This window comes from Nonomuraea longicatena (genome assembly GCF_039525605.1).
GTDB classification, from domain to species: Bacteria; Actinomycetota; Actinomycetes; order Streptosporangiales; family Streptosporangiaceae; genus Nonomuraea; species Nonomuraea longicatena.
Genome location: NZ_BAAAHQ010000008.1, coordinates 25417 through 42830, shown reverse-complemented (window position 1 = coordinate 42830; position 17414 = coordinate 25417). Strand labels below are relative to the sequence as shown.

19 protein-coding genes are annotated in these 17414 nt (G+C 69.6%); 13 read left to right on the top strand and 6 right to left on the bottom strand.

Translation table 11 applies throughout. From position 1 onward, the window contains the following. Positions 1-1539, top strand: coding sequence for a trypsin-like serine peptidase (locus ABD120_RS09460; protein ID WP_343949372.1), 1539 nt, complete (start codon positions 1-3; stop codon positions 1537-1539). Positions 1540-1643: 104 nt separating this feature from the next. Here ABD120_RS09460 and ABD120_RS09455 read toward each other — a convergent pair whose 3' ends face one another. From ABD120_RS09455 to ABD120_RS09445, 3 genes are all read right to left on the bottom strand, one after another. Then, on the bottom strand, positions 1644-2987 hold the full coding sequence (locus ABD120_RS09455) for an NsdA family TPR-like regulatory protein (RefSeq protein ID WP_343949371.1): 1344 nt from the start codon (positions 2985-2987) through the stop codon (positions 1644-1646). A gap of 147 nt (positions 2988-3134) precedes the next feature. Then, entirely contained in the window at positions 3135-3581 is a 447-nt protein-coding gene (locus ABD120_RS09450; RefSeq protein ID WP_343949370.1) for a hypothetical protein, read from the bottom strand. Between the two features lie 25 nt (positions 3582-3606). Beyond that, complete coding sequence (locus tag ABD120_RS09445; protein ID WP_343949368.1) at positions 3607-4797, bottom strand: NAD(P)-dependent malic enzyme; 1191 nt, start codon at positions 4795-4797, stop codon at positions 3607-3609. Positions 4798-5050: 253 nt separating this feature from the next. Between ABD120_RS09445 and ABD120_RS09440 the strand changes: the two genes are divergently transcribed. Genes ABD120_RS09440 through ABD120_RS09430 form a run of 3 tightly spaced genes read left to right on the top strand, consistent with a single transcriptional unit; the run spans position 5051 to position 7479 of the window. Further along, positions 5051-5911 carry an ABC transporter substrate-binding protein gene (locus ABD120_RS09440; RefSeq protein ID WP_343949367.1) on the top strand — a complete coding sequence of 287 codons (861 nt, stop codon included), beginning with the start codon at positions 5051-5053 and terminating at the stop codon, positions 5909-5911. Between the two features lie 3 nt (positions 5912-5914). After that, entirely contained in the window at positions 5915-6739 is an 825-nt protein-coding gene (locus ABD120_RS09435; protein ID WP_343949366.1) for an amino acid ABC transporter permease, read from the top strand. After that, positions 6736-7479, top strand: coding sequence for an amino acid ABC transporter ATP-binding protein (locus tag ABD120_RS09430; RefSeq protein ID WP_343949365.1), 744 nt, complete (start codon positions 6736-6738; stop codon positions 7477-7479). Before ABD120_RS09435 ends, ABD120_RS09430 begins: the two co-directional genes overlap by 4 nt. A 20-nt stretch (positions 7480-7499) precedes the next feature. Here the strand turns inward: ABD120_RS09430 and ABD120_RS09425 are convergent, their stop codons facing one another. Beyond that, entirely contained in the window at positions 7500-7799 is a 300-nt protein-coding gene (locus ABD120_RS09425) for a S24 family peptidase (protein ID WP_343949364.1), read from the bottom strand. A 90-nt stretch (positions 7800-7889) separates the two neighbouring features. Between ABD120_RS09425 and sodN the strand changes: the two genes are divergently transcribed. The 3 genes from sodN (at position 7890) to ABD120_RS09410 (ending at position 9670) form a co-directional block, all read left to right on the top strand. Beyond that, positions 7890-8291 (top strand): superoxide dismutase, Ni, encoded by a 402-nt coding sequence (sodN, locus tag ABD120_RS09420; RefSeq protein WP_343949363.1) that lies wholly within the window; start codon positions 7890-7892, stop codon positions 8289-8291. Between the two features lie 156 nt (positions 8292-8447). Further along, a complete protein-coding gene (locus tag ABD120_RS09415; RefSeq protein ID WP_343949362.1) occupies positions 8448-8873 on the top strand; it encodes an ATP-binding protein in 426 nt (141 codons plus the stop codon). 17 nt (positions 8874-8890) lie between these two features. Beyond that, positions 8891-9670, top strand: coding sequence for an RNA polymerase sigma factor SigF (locus ABD120_RS09410; RefSeq protein ID WP_343949361.1), 780 nt, complete (start codon positions 8891-8893; stop codon positions 9668-9670). Here the strand turns inward: ABD120_RS09410 and ABD120_RS09405 are convergent. Next, on the bottom strand, positions 9667-10050 hold the full coding sequence (locus tag ABD120_RS09405; RefSeq protein ID WP_343949360.1) for a hypothetical protein: 384 nt from the start codon (positions 10048-10050) through the stop codon (positions 9667-9669). The genes ABD120_RS09410 and ABD120_RS09405 overlap by 4 nt on opposite strands. 235 nt (positions 10051-10285) lie before the next feature. On the opposite strand from ABD120_RS09405, the gene ABD120_RS09400 reads away from it, so the two are divergent. Both ABD120_RS09400 and ABD120_RS09395 read left to right on the top strand, forming a co-directional pair. Next, positions 10286-11236: a diacylglycerol/lipid kinase family protein gene (locus ABD120_RS09400; RefSeq protein ID WP_343949359.1), complete on the top strand. Its 951-nt coding sequence runs from the start codon at positions 10286-10288 to the stop codon at positions 11234-11236. Positions 11237-11510: 274 nt separating this feature from the next. Next, on the top strand, positions 11511-11765 hold the full coding sequence (locus tag ABD120_RS09395; RefSeq protein WP_343949358.1) for a WhiB family transcriptional regulator: 255 nt from the start codon (positions 11511-11513) through the stop codon (positions 11763-11765). Between the two features lie 127 nt (positions 11766-11892). On the opposite strand, the gene ABD120_RS09390 is transcribed toward ABD120_RS09395, so the two are convergent. Continuing rightward, complete coding sequence (locus tag ABD120_RS09390; protein ID WP_343949357.1) at positions 11893-13362, bottom strand: histidine kinase N-terminal domain-containing protein; 1470 nt, start codon at positions 13360-13362, stop codon at positions 11893-11895. 116 nt (positions 13363-13478) lie between these two features. Between ABD120_RS09390 and ABD120_RS09385 the strand changes: the two genes are divergently transcribed. From ABD120_RS09385 to ABD120_RS09370, 4 genes are all read left to right on the top strand, one after another. Beyond that, entirely contained in the window at positions 13479-14660 is a 1182-nt protein-coding gene (locus ABD120_RS09385) for an 8-amino-7-oxononanoate synthase (RefSeq protein ID WP_343949356.1), read from the top strand. Next, positions 14657-15376 carry a GntR family transcriptional regulator gene (locus ABD120_RS09380; protein WP_343949355.1) on the top strand — a complete coding sequence of 240 codons (720 nt, stop codon included), beginning with the start codon at positions 14657-14659 and terminating at the stop codon, positions 15374-15376. The genes ABD120_RS09385 and ABD120_RS09380 overlap by 4 nt, the downstream gene beginning before the upstream one ends. 289 nt (positions 15377-15665) lie before the next feature. Next, complete coding sequence (gene bioD / locus ABD120_RS09375) at positions 15666-16382, top strand: dethiobiotin synthase (RefSeq protein WP_343949354.1); 717 nt, start codon at positions 15666-15668, stop codon at positions 16380-16382. Positions 16383-16421: 39 nt separating this feature from the next. After that, on the top strand, positions 16422-17393 hold the full coding sequence (locus ABD120_RS09370) for a thermonuclease family protein (protein WP_343949353.1): 972 nt from the start codon (positions 16422-16424) through the stop codon (positions 17391-17393). The last annotated feature ends 21 nt before the right edge of the window (positions 17394-17414 follow it).

The following is a 17414-nucleotide window of genomic DNA, read 5'->3' as shown; positions in this document are numbered from 1 at the left end:
GTGAAGCGCCTGCTCATCCCCCTAGCCGCCGCCGGCCTGAGCGCCACCAGCCTCGCCCTCCCCGCCGCTGCGGAGCCGAACTGGGTCAGCGACCCCCTCGCCGCCAAACCCGCCGAGGCCTACAGCGCCGCCGCCTTCTGGCTCGAAGCCAACGGCGCCGCCCTGCGCAAGGCCACGCAGTACCACTGGGACTCCAAGAAGGTCCAGAAGCTCGTCACCACCCAGGCCAAGACGCCGGACAGCAAGCCGAGCCTGGTGGAGCCGATCGGCACCGCCAAGCCCGCCGCCAGGACAAGGAACGTCAACGTACCCAAGACCATCGGCAAGGTCTTCTTCGTCGACCGCGCGGGCCGGTACCGCTGGTGCTCGGCCACCTCCGTCCAGTCCCGCAACCGCAACCTCGTGGCCACCGCCGGGCACTGCGTGTTCGAGAAGGGCAAGGACGTCTTCCAGAAGTGGGTGTTCATCCCCGCCTACTACCAGGGCAGCGCGCCCTTCGGCGTGTACGCGGGCGCGTACGCCTTCACCCACTACGACCTCGACACCTACGACGACTACGACGGCGACTACGCCTTCGTCGCCGTCCACAACGGCTTCTCCCTGGACAAGGCCAAGGAGGTCGCCAAGGCCGACTTCACCGGCTGGAAGGGCGACAAGCAGGTGAAGAGCGAGGAGATCACGAAGGCGGAGTTCGACACCGGCCTCGACAAGTTCGGACCGCTGGGGCCGTACTGGTCGAAGACCCTCGACACGGCCGACAAGGTCGGCCCCGCCTACCTCGGTGAGAAGACGCTCACCAAGGTCGAGGTCACCAAGGACGCCTACACCGCCGCCCCGGCGAGCACGAACGCCAACCTGAACGGCGAGAAGTTCGAGCAGGTCGGCCCCACGCCGATCAGCCGTGAGGAGTACCGCAAGCTGGCCGGGGAGAAGGCCGACGGCAAGGTGCTCGGTTTCCTCGCCGCCGACAAGGACTCGGCGGGCAACGAGACCGCCTGGACCCTCACCCGCTACTACACCAAGCAGTGGGTCAAGGCGGACAAGCAGGTGAAGTACTTCCGCGACCGCTACTACGTCGCCGTCGCCAAGGACGCCGGACGGCTCGGCGACACCGTCGGCGGCCAGGGCCTGGCGTGGAACCAGCCGCTGGGCCAGGCGGCGACGGTGTTCGGGTACCCGAGCGCGCCGCACCCCGACGGCGACCGGCCGTTCACCGGGGTGACGCCGAAGTGGTGCTCGGGCAAGACGGGCACCAAGCGCGTCCAGGCCAACATGTTCCGGGTCGAGACCCACCAGACGCTGCGGTGCTCGATGACCCCGGGCGCCGACGGCGGCCCGTGGCTGGTCAGGTACGACAACGCCAAGCGCGCCGGCTACCTCAACGGCGTCACCAGCGTCTTCTACGACCAGGACGGCAACGAGCGGATCGACTACGTCAGCTCGCCGTACTTCGACAGCGAGACCGCCTCGGTCTACGACAAGGCGGGCTTCGCCGAGACGAAGTCGATCGTCGGGGCCGACGGAGAAGTCCGGCAGTAACGGGTGCTGCGTCGCGGCGGGACGGCACTCGGGTGAGGAGCGTCTCCCTGGAGGCCGCCCGCGCGCGACGGCGGGTGGGCGTAGAGGGCTTCGCCGTAACAGCTCTAGGTTGTGTGCAGGTGCAGGCTGCGCACGGGGGGTTCGTCCCGGTACGGCGCCAGCCGCCGCCGCAGGTCGGCGACGTAACTCTGCGACCGCGCCGACTGCAACTCCCCCGCCAGCCCGAACGCGTCGCCCGCCGCCGCGCAGGCCCCTTCCAGCTCACCCGTCTGCAGCAGTCCCGCCGACAGCAGCGACAGGTTGAACATGCGCCCGCGCACGAACCGCCCGTCCATGTCGAGCGAGCGCCGCGCGAAACGCACCGTGCGTTCGCCGTCGCCGAGGTCGCGGAAGCAGTGGGAGAACTTCGCCGACAGATATGCCTCGTCGAAGTAGCCGATCCACTCCGGCTCCGCGTCCGCGTCGCGCGCCTCGAAGGCCCGCTCGGCCGCGTTGAGGGCGGCGCCGCAGGCTTTCCCGTCGCCGCGCCCGGCATGCGCGTGCGCCTCCAGCACGTGGCAGGAGGCCAGCAGGGTGCGCACGCCGGAACGTTCCGCCGAGAGCTGGGCCGCGCGGGCCAGGTCGATGGCGTGGGCGTACTGGCCCATGTAGATCGCCTGGTGGGACATCCCGGCGAGGATCTCGCCGCCGAGGGCGTGGTCGGCGGCGCCTCTGGCCAGGCGCAGCGCCTGGATCAGGTAGCGCTGGGCGAGGCCGTGCTGTTCGAGGTCGTAGGCCATCCACCCGGCCAGGCGGGTGAGCTCGGCCGAGGCGGCGGCCAGTTCGCGGCCGGTGGAGTCGTCGTAGGAGCCCTCTTTGAGCAGGGGCGAGACCGCCGTGTCGAGGTATTTCACCACCGAGGAGCGGACGCGTCCGCTGCCGAACCTGTTGTCGAGTTCGCCGAACGATCGGGTCACCTCGTGGATGGCGGCGATGTCCGCCTTGCCGACCCGGCGGCCTCCCGTGCCGGTCGGCCGTCCTTCCTGCGGGGCGGTCAGCCACCGGATCGCTCCGACGGAGCCCGCTCCTATCGCGAACGTCGAGTCGAGCAGGAACCTGCGCCTTTCCACATCGGCACGCCACAACGCCGTCACGGTCGCGACCCCCTCCTGCCACGTGTGCGTGAACTCCTGGCCGAGATCGAGGGGTGTGGTTCCGGCGGGCATGCCGAGGTCTTCGGTGGTCACCTGCCGGCCGAGTCTGAGCGCGAAGATCTCGGTGAGCAGGCAGGGAACGGGTTCTCTCGGCCGCTGACCACCGATCCAGCGCAGAACGGAGCTGTGGTCGTACTTCAGGCCGGGGGTACCGCGTGCCGCCCCGAGGTCGTTGAGCCTTCTGGCCAGCCCTTTGTGGGAGAAGCCTGCCTCCGCGATGAGTTGCTGGAGCAGTCGGTTGGGCTCGCGTTCCATAGCTCTCCTCGCCACAGGAGCCGGCGCCCGCCTTCTTTACAGAGCGCATCCTTTATAGCACGAAGAGTAAAGAGCTTTCTGGTCTTCCCAAAGGACTTTCGGTACGGCGGAGCCACGGCCCCCCGCTCCGCCGTACGACGTCCCAGGTCAGGGCAGGTTGAGCTCCCAGACGCGGGTGGACATGGGCCGCGCGGTGGCGTCATAAGTCACCCGGACCGCGAGCTTGCCCTTCCGCAGCAGTTCGTACAGGTGGATCGGGTCGCACTTGGTGCGGCCGAACCCCTTCTTGCTGTAGGTGTCGTGCGGGTAGCCTGCGGCCCGCTTCCCGCACGTCTTGTTGATCTGGCGGAAGTCGAGGCCCTCTGTGTAGGCGATCCTGACCGGCTTGCCCTTGCCCTTGGTCAGCGACCAGCCGGAGAGGCCGCTCTCGCCGATCTCGCCGACCTCGGCCTTGGCCGGGGTGAGCACGAAGTGGGAGTCGCCCGAGATCTTGGCCCAGCCGTACACGGTCTTCATCCCGCTGGCACTAGCGGGGGCGGTGGATAACGTGAGCGCGGCGGCGATCGCCACCGCGCCCGGGAGGATGAATGTCACACGGCCATGATTCCAAACAAAAGGGTCAGATGCGTGCCACTCCATCGACCTGTGCCTGGGCCGCGACCGCGGCGATCACGGCGGGCGCGACACGGGCGTCGAACGGGCTCGGGATGACGTAGTCGGGGCGCAGTTCGTCGGCCACGACGGCGGCCAGCGCGTGGGCGGCGGCCACCTTCATGTTCTCGGTGATCATGGTGGCCCGCACGTCGAGGGCGCCGCGGAAGACGCCCGGGAAGGCGAGCACGTTGTTGATCTGGTTGGGGTGGTCGGAGCGGCCGGTGGCGACGACGGCGGCGTGGCGGGCGGCGAGTTCGGGGGCGATCTCCGGGGTGGGGTTGGAGAGCGCGAAGACGATCGCGTCGTCCGCCATGGAGGCGATGGCCGCCTCGGAGATCGTGGAGCCGGACAGGCCGATGAAGACGTCGGCCCCGGCCAGCGCGTGCTCGGTGGAGCCGGTGCGGCCGTCGCGGTTGGTGTCGCGGGCGAGCGCGGCTTTGACCGGGTTGAGGTCGTCGCGGCCGGTGTGGATGAGGCCCTTGGAGTCGGCGGCGGCGATCTCGCCGATGCCCGCCTCCAGCAGGATGCGGGTGACCGCGACGCCGGAGGCGCCCGCCCCTGCCACGACCGCGCGCAGGTCGCCGAGGGTGCGGCCGCTGAGGCGGGCGGCGTTCTGGAGGGCGGCGAGCACGACGATGGCGGTGCCGTGCTGGTCGTCGTGGAAGACCGGGATGTCGAGCAGGTCGCGCAGGCGGTCCTCGATCTCGAAGCAGCGCGGGGCGCTGATGTCCTCCAGGTTGACGCCGCCGAAGGACGGCGCCAGCCGGACGACGGTCTCGATGATCTCCTCGACACCGGTGCAGTCGAGGCAGATCGGCACGGCGTCGACGCCGGCGAACTCCTTGAACAGCAGCGCCTTGCCCTCCATGACGGGCATGGCGGCGGCCGGGCCGATGTCGCCGAGGCCGAGTACGGCGGTGCCGTCGGAGACGACCGCGACGAGGTTGGAGACCCAGGTGTACTCGCCCGCGAGTTCGGGGGCGTCGGCTATGGCGCTGCACACGCGGGCGACGCCGGGTGTGTAGGCAAGAGAGAGGTCGTCCGCGTCGCGGACGGGGATCGTGGAGCGGACCTCCAGCTTGCCGCCGCGGTGCAGGGCGAAGGCCGGATCGAGGTCGAAGGACTCAAGCGAGGTGGAAGCGGGCGTGACGGCCACAGAGACCCCTGTAGTTTCATCGGACGGAAGGAGACGACACGAATGCGCCGGGCGCTCTCGTCTACCGGCCGCCTCGTGAGGGGTACGGGGGTCACCCGTTTCTCGATTGTGCCACATGCTGAGACAGCTGCGGTGTCGTAGCTGACGCTGTTCTGTTGACGCATCGTTAAATACGCGGAGACAGAACACTGTAAATTGCACTTAAACTTCACAAAACCCAACTTTCATGGCATATCTCATGAGGAGGCCACCCATGGCCCTCTGGTCCTCGCGCCCCCGCGGCTACGCCGCAGGAGCGCTCGCCATCGCCGCCGCCCTGGTGCTGTCCGCCTGCGGCGGTCAGTCGGGTGGCACGGACACCGCCTCGTCGGGCAGCACGGCCGCCGCCGATGGCGGCGGCGCCAAGCTGGTCAAGTCCGGCAAGCTCACCACGTGCACGAACATCCCGTACGAGCCGTTCCAGTTCAAGGACCCGAGCGGCAAGATCGTCGGGTTCGACGTCGAGATCGTCGACCTGGCGGCCAAGAAGCTGGGCGTCACCCAGGAGATCGTCGACATCGACTTCGCCGTCATCAAGAGCGGCGCCGCGATGGCCACGGGCAAGTGCGACCTCGCCGCCGCCGGCATGACGATCACCGACGAGCGCAAGCAGAATATCGACTTCAGCGTCCCGTACTTCGACGCCACGCAGGCCCTGCTGGCCAAGAAGGGCACCGGCGCCAAGTCGCTGGAGGACGTCAAGGCCAAGGGCCTCAAGCTCGGCGCCCAGGCCAGCACCACCGGCCTCGACTACATCAAGAAGCAGGGCTTCAGCCCCAAGGAGTACGCCGACTCCGCCAAGGAGCTGCTCGCCCTGCAGTCCGGGCAGGAGGACGTGATCGTCCAGGACCTCCCCGTCGTCCTCACCTGGCTGAAGAAGCCGGAGATCGCCGAGAAGTTCGAGATGATCGCCAGCCTCGACACCGGCGAGCAGTACGGCCTCGGCCTGAAGAAGGGCGCGGACCCGGTGCTGCTGAAGACGCTCAACGAGAGCATCGAGGCCGCCAAGAAGGACGGCACCTATGAGCAGATCTTCGTGAAGTGGTTCGGCAAGAAGCCCGGCGAGCTGGGGTAGCCGATGGCCGACCAGCCCAGGACGGCTGAGGCCCGGCCCGCCCCGCGCGGGTCCGGTCTCAGCCCCCGAAAGAAGCAGCGGATCAGCCGGAGCATCCAGTACGCCCTCCTGGTCGCCGCGGTCGTCGCGTTCTTCTTCTACGCCGACTGGCCGAGCCTGGCGCAGAACTTCGCCAAGCTCGACGTGGCGGAGAAGGCGCTGCCCGACCTGTTCACGATCGCGCTGAAGAACACGATCGTCTACGCCGTCGGCGGATTCGCCGTCAGCTTCGTGTTCGGTCTGCTGCTGGCCCTGATGCGGCTGTCCTCGGTGAAGCCGTACCGGTGGATCGCGATCGTCTACATCGAGATCTTCCGGGGCCTGCCCGCGCTGCTCATCTTCCTCATGATCACCTTCCTGCCCCTGGCACTGCCCGGCTTCGAGGTGCCCGGCGGCACGTACGGCCAGGGCATCCTGGGCCTCGGCCTGGTCGGCTCCGCCTACATGGCGGAGGTGTTCAGGGCGGGACTGCAGGCCGTGCCGAAGGGGCAGACGGAGGCGGCGAGGTCGCTCGGCATGTCCTCGGGCCGCGCGCTGGTCACCGTGGTGATCCCGCAGGCGATCCGTATGGTCATCCCACCGACGACCAACCAGTTCGTCGCCCTGCTCAAGGACTCCTCGCTGGTGCTGTTCCTCGGGGTGTCGGCCGAGTACGTCGAGCTGGCCAAGTTCGGCAACGACCTGGCCTCGCAGTACGCCAACGCCACGCCCATCATGGTCGCCGGTGTGACGTACCTGATCGTCACGATCCCCTTGGGGTACCTCGCGACCAGGTTGGAGAAGCGATGACCCACGCCATCGACGTCAGGGACCTGCACAAGCACTTCGGGAACAACGAGGTGCTGAAGGGCATCGACTTCACCGTCGAGCCCGGCCAGGTCGTCTGCGTGATCGGGCCCTCCGGCTCCGGCAAGTCGACGTTGCTGCGCTGCGTGAACCTGCTGGAGACGCCGACGCGGGGCAGGGTGTTCGTCGAGGGCGTGGAGATCACCGACCCCGACGTGGACATCGACGCCGTACGGCGCCGCATCGGCATGGTCTTCCAGCAGTTCAACCTGTTCCCGCACATGAGCGCGCTGCAGAACGTGATGATCGCCCAGCAGCGGGTCCTGAAGCGCGGCCGCAAGGAGGCCGAGGTCGTCGCCAGGGAGAATCTGGAGAAGGTGGGCGTCGGCGCCAAGTGCGACGCCCGCCCGGCCCAGTTGTCGGGCGGTCAGCAGCAGCGGGTGGCGATCGCGCGGGCCCTGGCGATGAACCCGGACCTGATGCTGTTCGACGAGCCCACGAGCGCCCTCGACCCCGAGTTGGTCGGCGACGTGCTCACCGTCATGCGCAAGCTGGCGGAGGAGGGCATGACCATGCTGGTCGTCACCCACGAGATGGGCTTCGCCCGCGACGTGGCCGACCGGGTGGTCTTCATGGACGGCGGCGTCATCGTCGAGGACGGGCCGCCGTCGCAGGTCATCGGCGATCCGCAGCACGAGCGGACGCGGGCCTTCCTGCGCCGGGTGCTCCACCCGGAGGGCTGAGCTGGTACGCCGGCGCCGTTCTAGCGGCGGCGCCGCCGTACCAGCGGCCAGTAGCGCAGCACGACGCGCCCGACGATGTCGTGGACCGGGCCGAAGTCCCAGCTGTCGCGCCGCCCCGGGGCGCGCTGGTTGTCGCTCTCCAGCCACCAGCCCTCCGCGCCGTGCCATTGAGCGCGTTTCACGATGAGCTGAGAGGGCTCGCCGGGTAGCCTGGCGACGACGAGATCGCCCGGCTGAACCCGCGCACCCCGTCTGACCAGCAGCCAGTCGCCCGGGCGCAGCGCGGGCCGCATGGAGTCGCCTTCGACACGCACCCTCATGGGCCGTGACCCCCTCATCCCCGGGTGTTCCGACCCGAGTAAGGTCGGTGATGGACCAAGCTGATTTCAGCATCAAGGAAGGATTTTCTGATGCTCGCACGACTGCTTCGACCCAAGCATGTCGCCTCGGCGCACTGCGACCTGCCCTGCGGCGTCTACGACCCCGCGCAGGCCCGCATCGAGGCAGAGTCTGTCAAGGCCATCATGGAGAAGTACGCAGGCAACGAGGACCCGGTCTTCCGCTCCCGCGCGCTCAGCATCAAGGAGGAGCGGGCCGAGCTGGTCAAGCACCACCTGTGGGTGCTGTGGACCGACTACTTCAAGCCGCCGCACCTGGAGCAGTACCCGCAGCTGCACCAGCTCTTCTGGGAGGCCACGAAGCTGGCGGGCGCCGCCGGCGGCAAGGGCACGGTCGAGGTGACCAAGGCCGACGAGCTGCTCGGCAAGATCGACGAGATCTCCAAGATCTTCTGGGAGACCAAGGCCGCATAATTCGGCCTTTAAGGCTCTGTGTGGTGAAGTCCGCACAGAGCCTTTTCGGTTGAGGGTGAGTCTGATTCCGCCAACGGTCGCCCAAGGGCGGTAAGTTGCTGTCAGCGCCGAAGCTAACGTCGTATCCAAGCGTTCGGATCTGAACCAGGGAGGATCGTGACCGAGGAAACCGAGATGCGAGCGGAAGGCGTGGCAGGCATCCGCGACGTGGTGAGCATCAGGCTCCCCGCTGCGAGCGCCTATCTGTCCGTGCTGCGCACGGCCACCGCCGGGCTGGCCGCACGGCTGGACTTCACGCTCGACGAGATCGAGGATCTACGGATCGCGGTCGACGAGGCGTGCGCCATGCTGCTGAGCGAGGCGGTGCCCGGCACCGACCTCACGGCCGAGTTCGAGCTGTCCGGGCAGGAGATGCAGGTCAGTGTCGAGGTCGCGACCGTCGGCACCTCCGCGCCCAAGCGCGACGACTTCGCGTGGATGGTGCTCACCGCGCTCGCCGACGACGTCGACGCCGTGACAGACTCTCCCGATCGCATGGCGATCGTCCTGCGGAAGCGCCGAGGCACGGCGAGGCCGGCGTGACGGAAAGGACTGGAGCCATGGCCACCAGCGAACACGCCGTTCCCGACAGGGTCCGGGCCCGGATGCTCTTCGCCGAACTGGCCGAGCTGGGCCCTGACGAGCCGCGCCGACAGCGCATCAGGGACGAGCTGGTCGAGCTTCACCTTCCCCTGGTCGAATACCTCGCCCGCCGCTTCCGCAACCGCGGCGAGTGGCTCGACGACCTCACCCAGGTCGCCACGATCGGGCTCATCAAGTCCATCGACCGCTTCGACCTCGGCCGGGGTGTCGAGTTCTCGACGTACGCGACACCCACGATCGTCGGGGAGATCAAGCGGCACTTCCGCGACAAGGGCTGGGCGGTCAGGGTGCCGCGGCGGCTCCAGGAGCTGAAGCTGTCGCTGACGAAGGCGATAAGCGAGCTGTCGCAGCGTGAGGGCCGCGCGCCCACGGTCGCGGAGCTGGCCGCCTTCCTGAAGATGACCGAGGAGGAGGTGCTCGAAGGACTGGAGTCGGCCAACGCCTACTCCACGGTCTCGCTCGACGCCCCCGACTCGGGCGACGACGACGCGCCCGCCGTGTCCGACTCGCTCGGCATCGTGGACGAGTCACTCGAAGGGGTCGAATACCGCGAGTCGCTCAAGCCGCTGCTCGAACGGCTGCCGCCGCGCGAGAAGCGCATCCTGCTGCTGCGGTTCTTCGGCAACATGACACAGTCGCAGATCGCCACCGAGCTGGGCATCTCGCAGATGCACGTCTCACGGCTGCTGGCCAGGACCCTGGCCCAGTTGCGCGAGGGGCTGACGGCGGAGGACTAGGCGTCCTGGTCGTACAAAGCCTGTGTGGTGGGGGGCGCCAGCAACACCCCGAGGCCGGCCAGGGCGACCGCCACGAGCGGGGCGCCGATGGCAGGCAGGTCGTTCTGGAACATCGTGTACCCGATGGGGAGCATGAAGAGCTGGGTGATCACGCTGGGCGCCCTCCCCCAGCGTTCCAGCTTGAGCAGCCCGCCCCAGGCGACCCACAGCAGCCCGGCGCCGACGGCGGCGAAGAACACGATCTCGGCGACGGCCATGGTCAGGTTGCCCGCCGAGCCGGTGATGGTGCCGAACGCGAAGTACAGGCTCAGCGCCAGGGCCACCAGGCCCTCCAGCGCGACGATCGCCGCTCCCGCCAACAGTGTCCCAGGCCGCCTCACGCCCATCACCTTATCTCCCCTTATCAGTGCCCGCGCGCTCGCTCCTTCGGAGCTCCCGGTCAAAGTCACGGCACAGCCCCCACGCCCCCGCCCACCGCGACACCCGACGACCTTCCAGGGTGACGCTCCTCCCCCGCTCCCCCTCCCGCCGCGACGCCGTACCGGCCGCCGGGTTCCGTAAAGAGCGCGACAAAGGATACGCAACGACCACAATCCGGTCGGCTAGGCTGGGGTGGTGCGTGCGATGTTGCTGGTCAATCCGAAGGCCACCACCACGAACCCGCGGACCCGAGACGTGCTCATCCGGGCGCTCGGCGCCGCCGTGGACCTGACCGTCGAGGAGACCGGTTACCGAGGCCACGCCGCGGCTCTCGCGAGCACCGCGCGAGCCAGAGGCTATGACGCCGTGGCCGTGCTCGGTGGCGACGGCACGGTCAACGAGGCCGTCAACGGCCTGCTCACCGCTGTCGACGGCGGCGTGACGGACGCCTCGGAGCGTCCCGCGCTGATCGTGATCCCGGGTGGCAGCGCCAACGTCTTCGCCCGTGCGCTCGGCCTGCCCAACGACCCGGTCGAGGCGACCGGCGCGGTGCTGGAGGCGCTGCACGAGGGCCGCAGCCGGTCGGTGGGGCTGGGGCGGGCACTGTGGGAGGACCAGAGCCGCTACTTCACCTTCTGCTCGGGCCTGGGCTACGACGCCGAGGTCGTGCGGGCCGTGGAGGGCCTGCGCGGGGCGGGCAGGAAGGCTACCCCGGCACGGTATGTGAACACCGCCCTCCGGCACTACCTCATCACCGACAAGCGCAGGCCCTCGATGACCGTCAGCGGCCCCGGCTTCACGCCGGCCGAAGGGGTCTTCATGGCGATCGTCTCCAACACCTCACCCTGGACGTATGTCGGCAGCCACCCCGTCTCGCCCACCCCGTGGGCCAGTTTCGAGACCGGGCTCGACCTGCTCGGGCTGCGCCGGATGGGACTGCCGGCGATGACGGCGCTGATCCGGCAGATCCTCACGCAGAGTGACGGCCTTCCGTCCGGGCGGAACCTCGTTCAGCTGCACGACGAGCCCGAGTTCACGATCTCCGCAGAGCGTCCTGTGGCCTTCCAGCTCGACGGTGACTACCTGGGCGAATGCGAGTCCATCACATTCCGGGCCACACCGGACGCGTTACAAGTTCTGGTCTAGACGGTTACATTCGGTCATTGTGTGACGCATCCGACATCCATATCCGCCAAAACTTCGCGCCAACCCTCTTGCGTGCACTCAGCGTGGCTGAAAGGCTCAGGACTGACATCGGAACGTAGGACCTTTAACCAACCCCGAAAAGGCCCATCCGATGGTCAGCGGACACCCCTGAGTCCAAGGATTCGGGAAACTGTTCGCGCGCGTTAGTGAATCTCTTCACAAAGTACTAGCCGCACGGAGTCGACCAGAGGCTCCATCCACTAAGGAGTGACGCATGGACTGGCGCCACCGAGCTGCCTGCCGTGACGTGGACCCCGAGCTGTTCTTCCCGATCGGCAACACCGGCCCCGCGCTCATGCAGATCGAGGAGGCCAAGCAGGTCTGCCGTTCCTGCTCCGCCGTCGAGAAATGCCTGAAGTGGGCGCTGGAGTCCGGGCAGGACGCCGGCGTGTGGGGCGGTCTCAGCGAGGACGAACGCCGCGCTCTGAAGCGCCGTTCGGCCCGCACCCGTGCCCGCGCAGCCCTGTAGATCATTACATTCAGATCATACTGCGGGTTCACCGCGCTCATGCGGCGGGGGCTCGCACACGTTCTTGGCCGCCCAAGTCCCTTGGGCGGCCAAGTGCGTCTCGGCTCAGGTCGTGGGCAGCGGAATCTCAGGTCGTGGGCAGCGGAATCGAGAGTGCGGCCTCGGTGCCGCCGCCCGGCCTGGGGCTGATCGCGAGCTTGCCCGACAGCTCCCCCACCACCAGCGTGCGGACGATCTGCAGGCCGAGGCTGGTGGCGTTCTCCGCGTCGAAGTCGGGGGGCAGCCCCAGGCCGTCGTCCCAGACCAGCACGTTCAGCCGGTCCTGTTTGGCCTCCACCACCACCTGCAGCCGCTTCGGGCGACCGTGCTGCAGCGCGTTCTGCAGCAGCTCGGTGAGCGCCATCGCCAGCGGGGTCGCGATCAGCGAGGGCAGTACGCCGAACTCGCCCACCCGGCGCGGCGTGACCGCCGCCTCCGGCGCCGACACCTCGCCCGCCATCGCGATCACCCGGTCGGCGATGTCGTCGAAGTCCACGAACTCCTCGGGGGCGTGCGAGAGCGTCTCGTGCACGATCGCGATCGAGCCGACCCGCCGTACCGCCTCCTCCAGGGCCTCCCGCCCCTCGGGCAGCTGCAGTCTGCGCGCCTGCAGGCGCAGCAGCGCGGCGACCGTCTGCAGATTGTTCTTGACCCGGTGGTGGATCTCCCTGATCGTGGCGTCCTTGGTCATCAGCTCGCGCTCGCGGCGGCGCAGTTCGGTGACGTCGCGGATCAGCACCAGTGCCCCGATGCGCCCGCCGCCCACGATCAGCGGGATCGCGCGCAACTGCACGATCGTGCCGCCGGACTCGACCTCGGTCTCCTTGGCCGCCCGCCCGCTGGCCACGATCATCAGGTCCTCGTTGATCGGCTCGTCCGAGTAGCAGAGCGTCGCGGTCACCCGCCCGAGTTCCGCCCCCACGAGGTCGGCGTGGAGGCCGAGGCGGCGGTAGGCCGACAGCGCGTTGGGCGAGGCGTACGTGACGCGACCCGCCCGGTCGAGGCGGAGCAGGCCGTCGCCGACGCGCGGGGAACGTACCAGGATCGGCTCGTCGCCGGAGAACGGGAAGCGGCCCTCCGCCACCATCTGGGCCAGGTCGGAGGCGCTCTGGAGGTAGGTGAGCTCCAGGCGGGAGGGGGTGCGGGCCGACGACAGGTTCGTCGAGCGCTGGATGACGCCGAGGAAGCGGCCCTCGCCGTCCGGCAGCGTACGGCGGACCGGGATGGTCTCCTCACGGACCGGCACGCCGGTCGACCAGTCCGGGTCGCCCTCGCGGCAGATGCGCCGCTCGTTCCAGGCGGTGTCGATGAGCTGCCGCTCGCCCTTGCCGACGACCGTGCCGACGACGTCGTCGTGGTAGACGGTCGGTCCGGTGGTCGGCCGCATCTGCGCGATGGCGATCCAGCCGCGTCCCTCCAGCAGCGGCGTCCACAGGATGAGGTCGGCGAACGACAGGTCGGCCAGCAACTGCCAGTCGGACACGAGGGAGTACAGCCAGTCGAGATCCGCCTCGTCGAGTGCGGTATGGCGAGCGACCAGGTCGCTGAGTGTCGGCACGAGTGCATCATGCGCGCTCGCCCCCGCATCATCCAAACCGCCCCCTCCCCTCACGGCGGGTGCGGCGGGGAAGGGCGGACAGGTGTGAGCGGCGGGGCTGCTGGTTAAATTCGCTCATGAATCCGCTGGCAGAGCTGCGCGCAGCCGCTCAGGAGCGCGAGGCCGCCGGGCTCAGGCGGACCCTGCGCCCCCGACCGCCCGACGACGACCTGCTCGACCTCGCCTCCAACGACTATCTCGGCCTGGCCCGCGACCCACGCGTCGTCGAGGCCGCCGTGGCGGCGCTGCGGACCTGGGGAGCCGGTTCCACGGGTTCACGGCTGGTGACGGGCTCCACGCGGCTGCACGGCGACCTGGAGGCCGCGCTGGCGGCCTTCTGCGGCGCGGAGCGGGCCCTGGTCTTCTCCTCCGGGTACATGGCGAATCTGGCGGCCGTGGGGACGCTGGCGAGAGACGGGCTGGTCGTTTCGGACGCGGGCAACCACGCGTCGATCGCCGATGCCTGCCGCCTGTCCAGAGCGCGGGTGGCGGTGACCCCGCACGGGGACGTGGCCGCCGTCGAGAAGGCCCTCGCCGCGCGGACGGAGGAGCGCGCGGTGGTGGTCACCGACGCGGTGTTCTCCGTGGCCGGCGACCTCGCGGACGTGGCCGCGCTGGCCGAGGCCGCGGCCCGGCACGACGCCCTGCTGGTCGTCGACGAGGCCCACGCGCTGGGCGTGGTGGGCGAGGGCGGCAGAGGCGCGGTCTGGGCGGCGAAAGAGTTAGCCGGACCGGTTTCGGAGCAGTCAACCGCGCTATTTCGGGAATCTCACATTGTGAGAACCGTCACACTGTCCAAAGCGCTCGGATCCCAAGGCGGAGCGGTGCTTGGCACGCCGGAGGTGATCGAGACGTTGGTCGACACCGGCAGGCCCTTCATCTTCGACACCGGCCTCGCGCCCGCCTGCGTTGCCGCCGCGCTGGCCGCTGTGGATATCCTTCTCAGTCAGCCTGAGCTGCCGGGAACCGCCCGCGCCAGAGCGAGGGAGCTGGCCTCGGCGGCCCGCGCACTCGGCCTGGAGACGAGCGAGCCCGCGGGAGCAGTGGTGCCGGTGGTTCTCGGCGCCCCCGAGGCCGCCCTGGCGGCCGCGGCGACCTGCGCGGAGCACGGTGTGCGCGTCGGATGCTTCCGTCCGCCGTCCGTACCCCGTGGCCGTTCTTGCCTGCGGTTGACCGCTCGGGCCAATCTGAGTTCCGATGATCTCGCGGTGATCAGACACGCCCTCACCGCCGTGGCAGAAGTGAAGGTGAGAGCGTGACCGAGGACGCGCCCCGCGTGCCCAAGTACTACGAGGTCAAGCGCAGCCTGCTCGAACTCACCAAGAGCCTGCCGGCGGGCACCGCACTGCCGCCCGAGCGGGCGCTGGCCGTGCGGTTCGAGACCTCGCGGACCACCGTCCGGCAGGCGCTGACCGAACTCGTCGTCGAGGGGCGGCTGCTGCGCATCCAGGGCAAGGGCACCTTCGTGGCCCAGCCCAAGGTGGCGCAGGTGCTGCAACTGACCTCCTACATCGGCGACCTGCGGACGGCCGGGCTCGAACCGGACACCAAGATCCTGGAAATCGGGTACATCACGGCGGACGAGGCGCTGGCCCGCCGCCTGGCCATCAACCCGGGCGGGCGCGTCCTGCGCATCCACCGGCTGCGCCTGGCCAACGGGGAGCCGGTCTCGATCGACACCACCCATCTGTCGGCGCGGCGCTTCCCCCGGCTGCGCAGGGAGCTGGAGGTGCACTCGTCGCTGTACGAGACCCTGCACAACGCCTACAACGTGCGGCTGACGGACGCCGAGGAGATCATCGAGACGGTGCTGGCGACGCCGTACGACGCCAAGGCGCTGGGGGTGGACGTCGGGCTGCCGATGCTGCTGCTCACCCGGCACGCCTTCGACGCCGACGGCAATCCGGTCGAATGGGCCCAATCCCTCTACCGAGGCGACCGCTACAAGTTCGTCACCCGCCTGCGCCGCCCCTGAAACCTCCCACCCATCCGTCACGGCAAGCCACCCCTCACCACCGCCCTCCGTCCTCCGCTCACGGCCTCTCCGGCGCCACTCCCCGGACGCCCACCCCACCGCGACGCCGCCTGGTAAGCCCCTGGAGGGGAACCACGGAGGCGGGTCCGGGGCGTCGTCACGGCGGGACGTGTGGCAGAGGAGGGGCGCCGGGGAGGCCGGGCGGCGGCGACGGCGGGCGGGGGTCGGGCGGCCTGCCGTAACGGATGGATGCGAGCACCGACCACCACGAACGGATACCGTGGGACGGGTGAGCGTGGTGGTGGTGACGGGCACGGACACCGGCGTCGGCAAAACCGTCGTGACGGCGGCGGTCGCGGCGCTCGCCCGCGACAGAGGCGCCTCCGTCGCGGTGGTCAAACCCGCGCAGACCGGCGTCGCCCCCACCGAGCCCGGCGACCTCGACGAGATCATCCGCCTCGCCGGCGTGACGACCACCTTCGAGTTCGCCCGCTACCCCGCCCCCCTCTCCCCCGCCGCCGCCGCCCGCCACGCGGACCTGCCCCCGCTGTCGATCCCCGAGGCCGCCGTCCGCATCAGGGAACTCTCCGAGACCAACCGCCTGGTGCTCGTCGAGGGCGCGGGCGGCCTGCTCGTCCGCTTCGACGAGGAGGGCGCCACCCTCGCCGACCTCGCCCGCCTGCTGTCGGCCCAGGTCCTCGTCGTCACCAGGCCGGGGCTCGGCACCCTCAACCACACCGCACTCACCCTCGAAGCGCTCGCCCACCGCGGCCTCGACCTGGCCGGGCTGGTCATCGGCTGCTGGCCGCGAGATCCCGGGCTCGACGACCGCAGCAACGTCACCGACCTGGAGATGCTCTCCACCCGCCCCCTCGCGGGCGCCCTGCCCGCGAACGCCGCCGCGAGCCCCGACTTCCTCATGCTGGCCCGCGAAGGGCTGGCGCCCGTGCTGGGCGGCACCTTCGACCCCGCCCGCTTCCGGCGCACGTTCGCACCCGGCCGGTGACCCCTGGCGGGAACGCCCGCGACGGTGGATCGTGCAGGTATGGCAAAGGCGATCGAACAACCGGTTCCCGGCATCACCATCGGCCACGCCCTTCTCGCCAGGTCCAAGAACGGCAGGGCCCAGCCGGTCGAGAAGATCGTGCACGACGGCGACACGATCAACATCGCCGCCGACGGCAACTTCGGCGTGCGCATGCTCGGCGTCGACGCCCCCGAGGTCAGCTTCACGCTGCCGCGCAGTCCCGCCTTCCCCGACCATCCGAAGGGGTTCGTCAAGATCGAACACCCGGCCTGGACGGACTTCCTGACCGACCCGTTCGCGGCCGGCTACCCGCCGCTGACGCTGCGCACCGCGCTGCACACCCACCTGCTGACCAAGGTGGGCGCCTCCGCCGCCGCCAACCACGCCCGCCACGCGGCGCCGTCCACCAGGGCGCTCAAGGACATGATCTCCGCCGACCTCGCCGAACAGGGCCTCACGGAGGAGACCTTCAAGCTCCGGCTGGCCTTCGCCCACGAGATCCTCGACAGGTACGGTCGCCTGCTCTGCTACGTCAACCGCGACCAGCGCGACCCGCCTCGCCCCGCCCCCTACAACGAGCGGTTACTGGCGGCCGGGCACGTGGCGCCGTACTTCATCTGGCCGAACGTGGACCCGTTCGCCCGCCAGAAGGGCAGCGTGGCCGAGGCGGTGCCGGAGCCGGGCAGCGCCCGCGCCGTCGCCGAGGCGGGCGCCCTCGGCCGCGCCAGAGCCGCCGTCCGTCAGGCCCGTGAGGCGGGACTCGGCATCTGGGAGCACCAGGACCCGCTGGCGCTGCTGCCGTTCGAGCTGCGCTTCCTGGCCGGTCGCCGCGCACCCGACCGGTACGTCCTCGACCTGTCGGACGACGCGCGCGAACTCCTGCACCCGCAGAGCTACTTCCGCGTCCCCGCCCCGGAGGACCGGCTGTTCGTCAACGCCGAGCACGCTCCGCTGTTCGGCGCCAGGGGGTGGTCGGTACCGCCGCTGTGACGCCCGGCCCCCGGTGGTGCT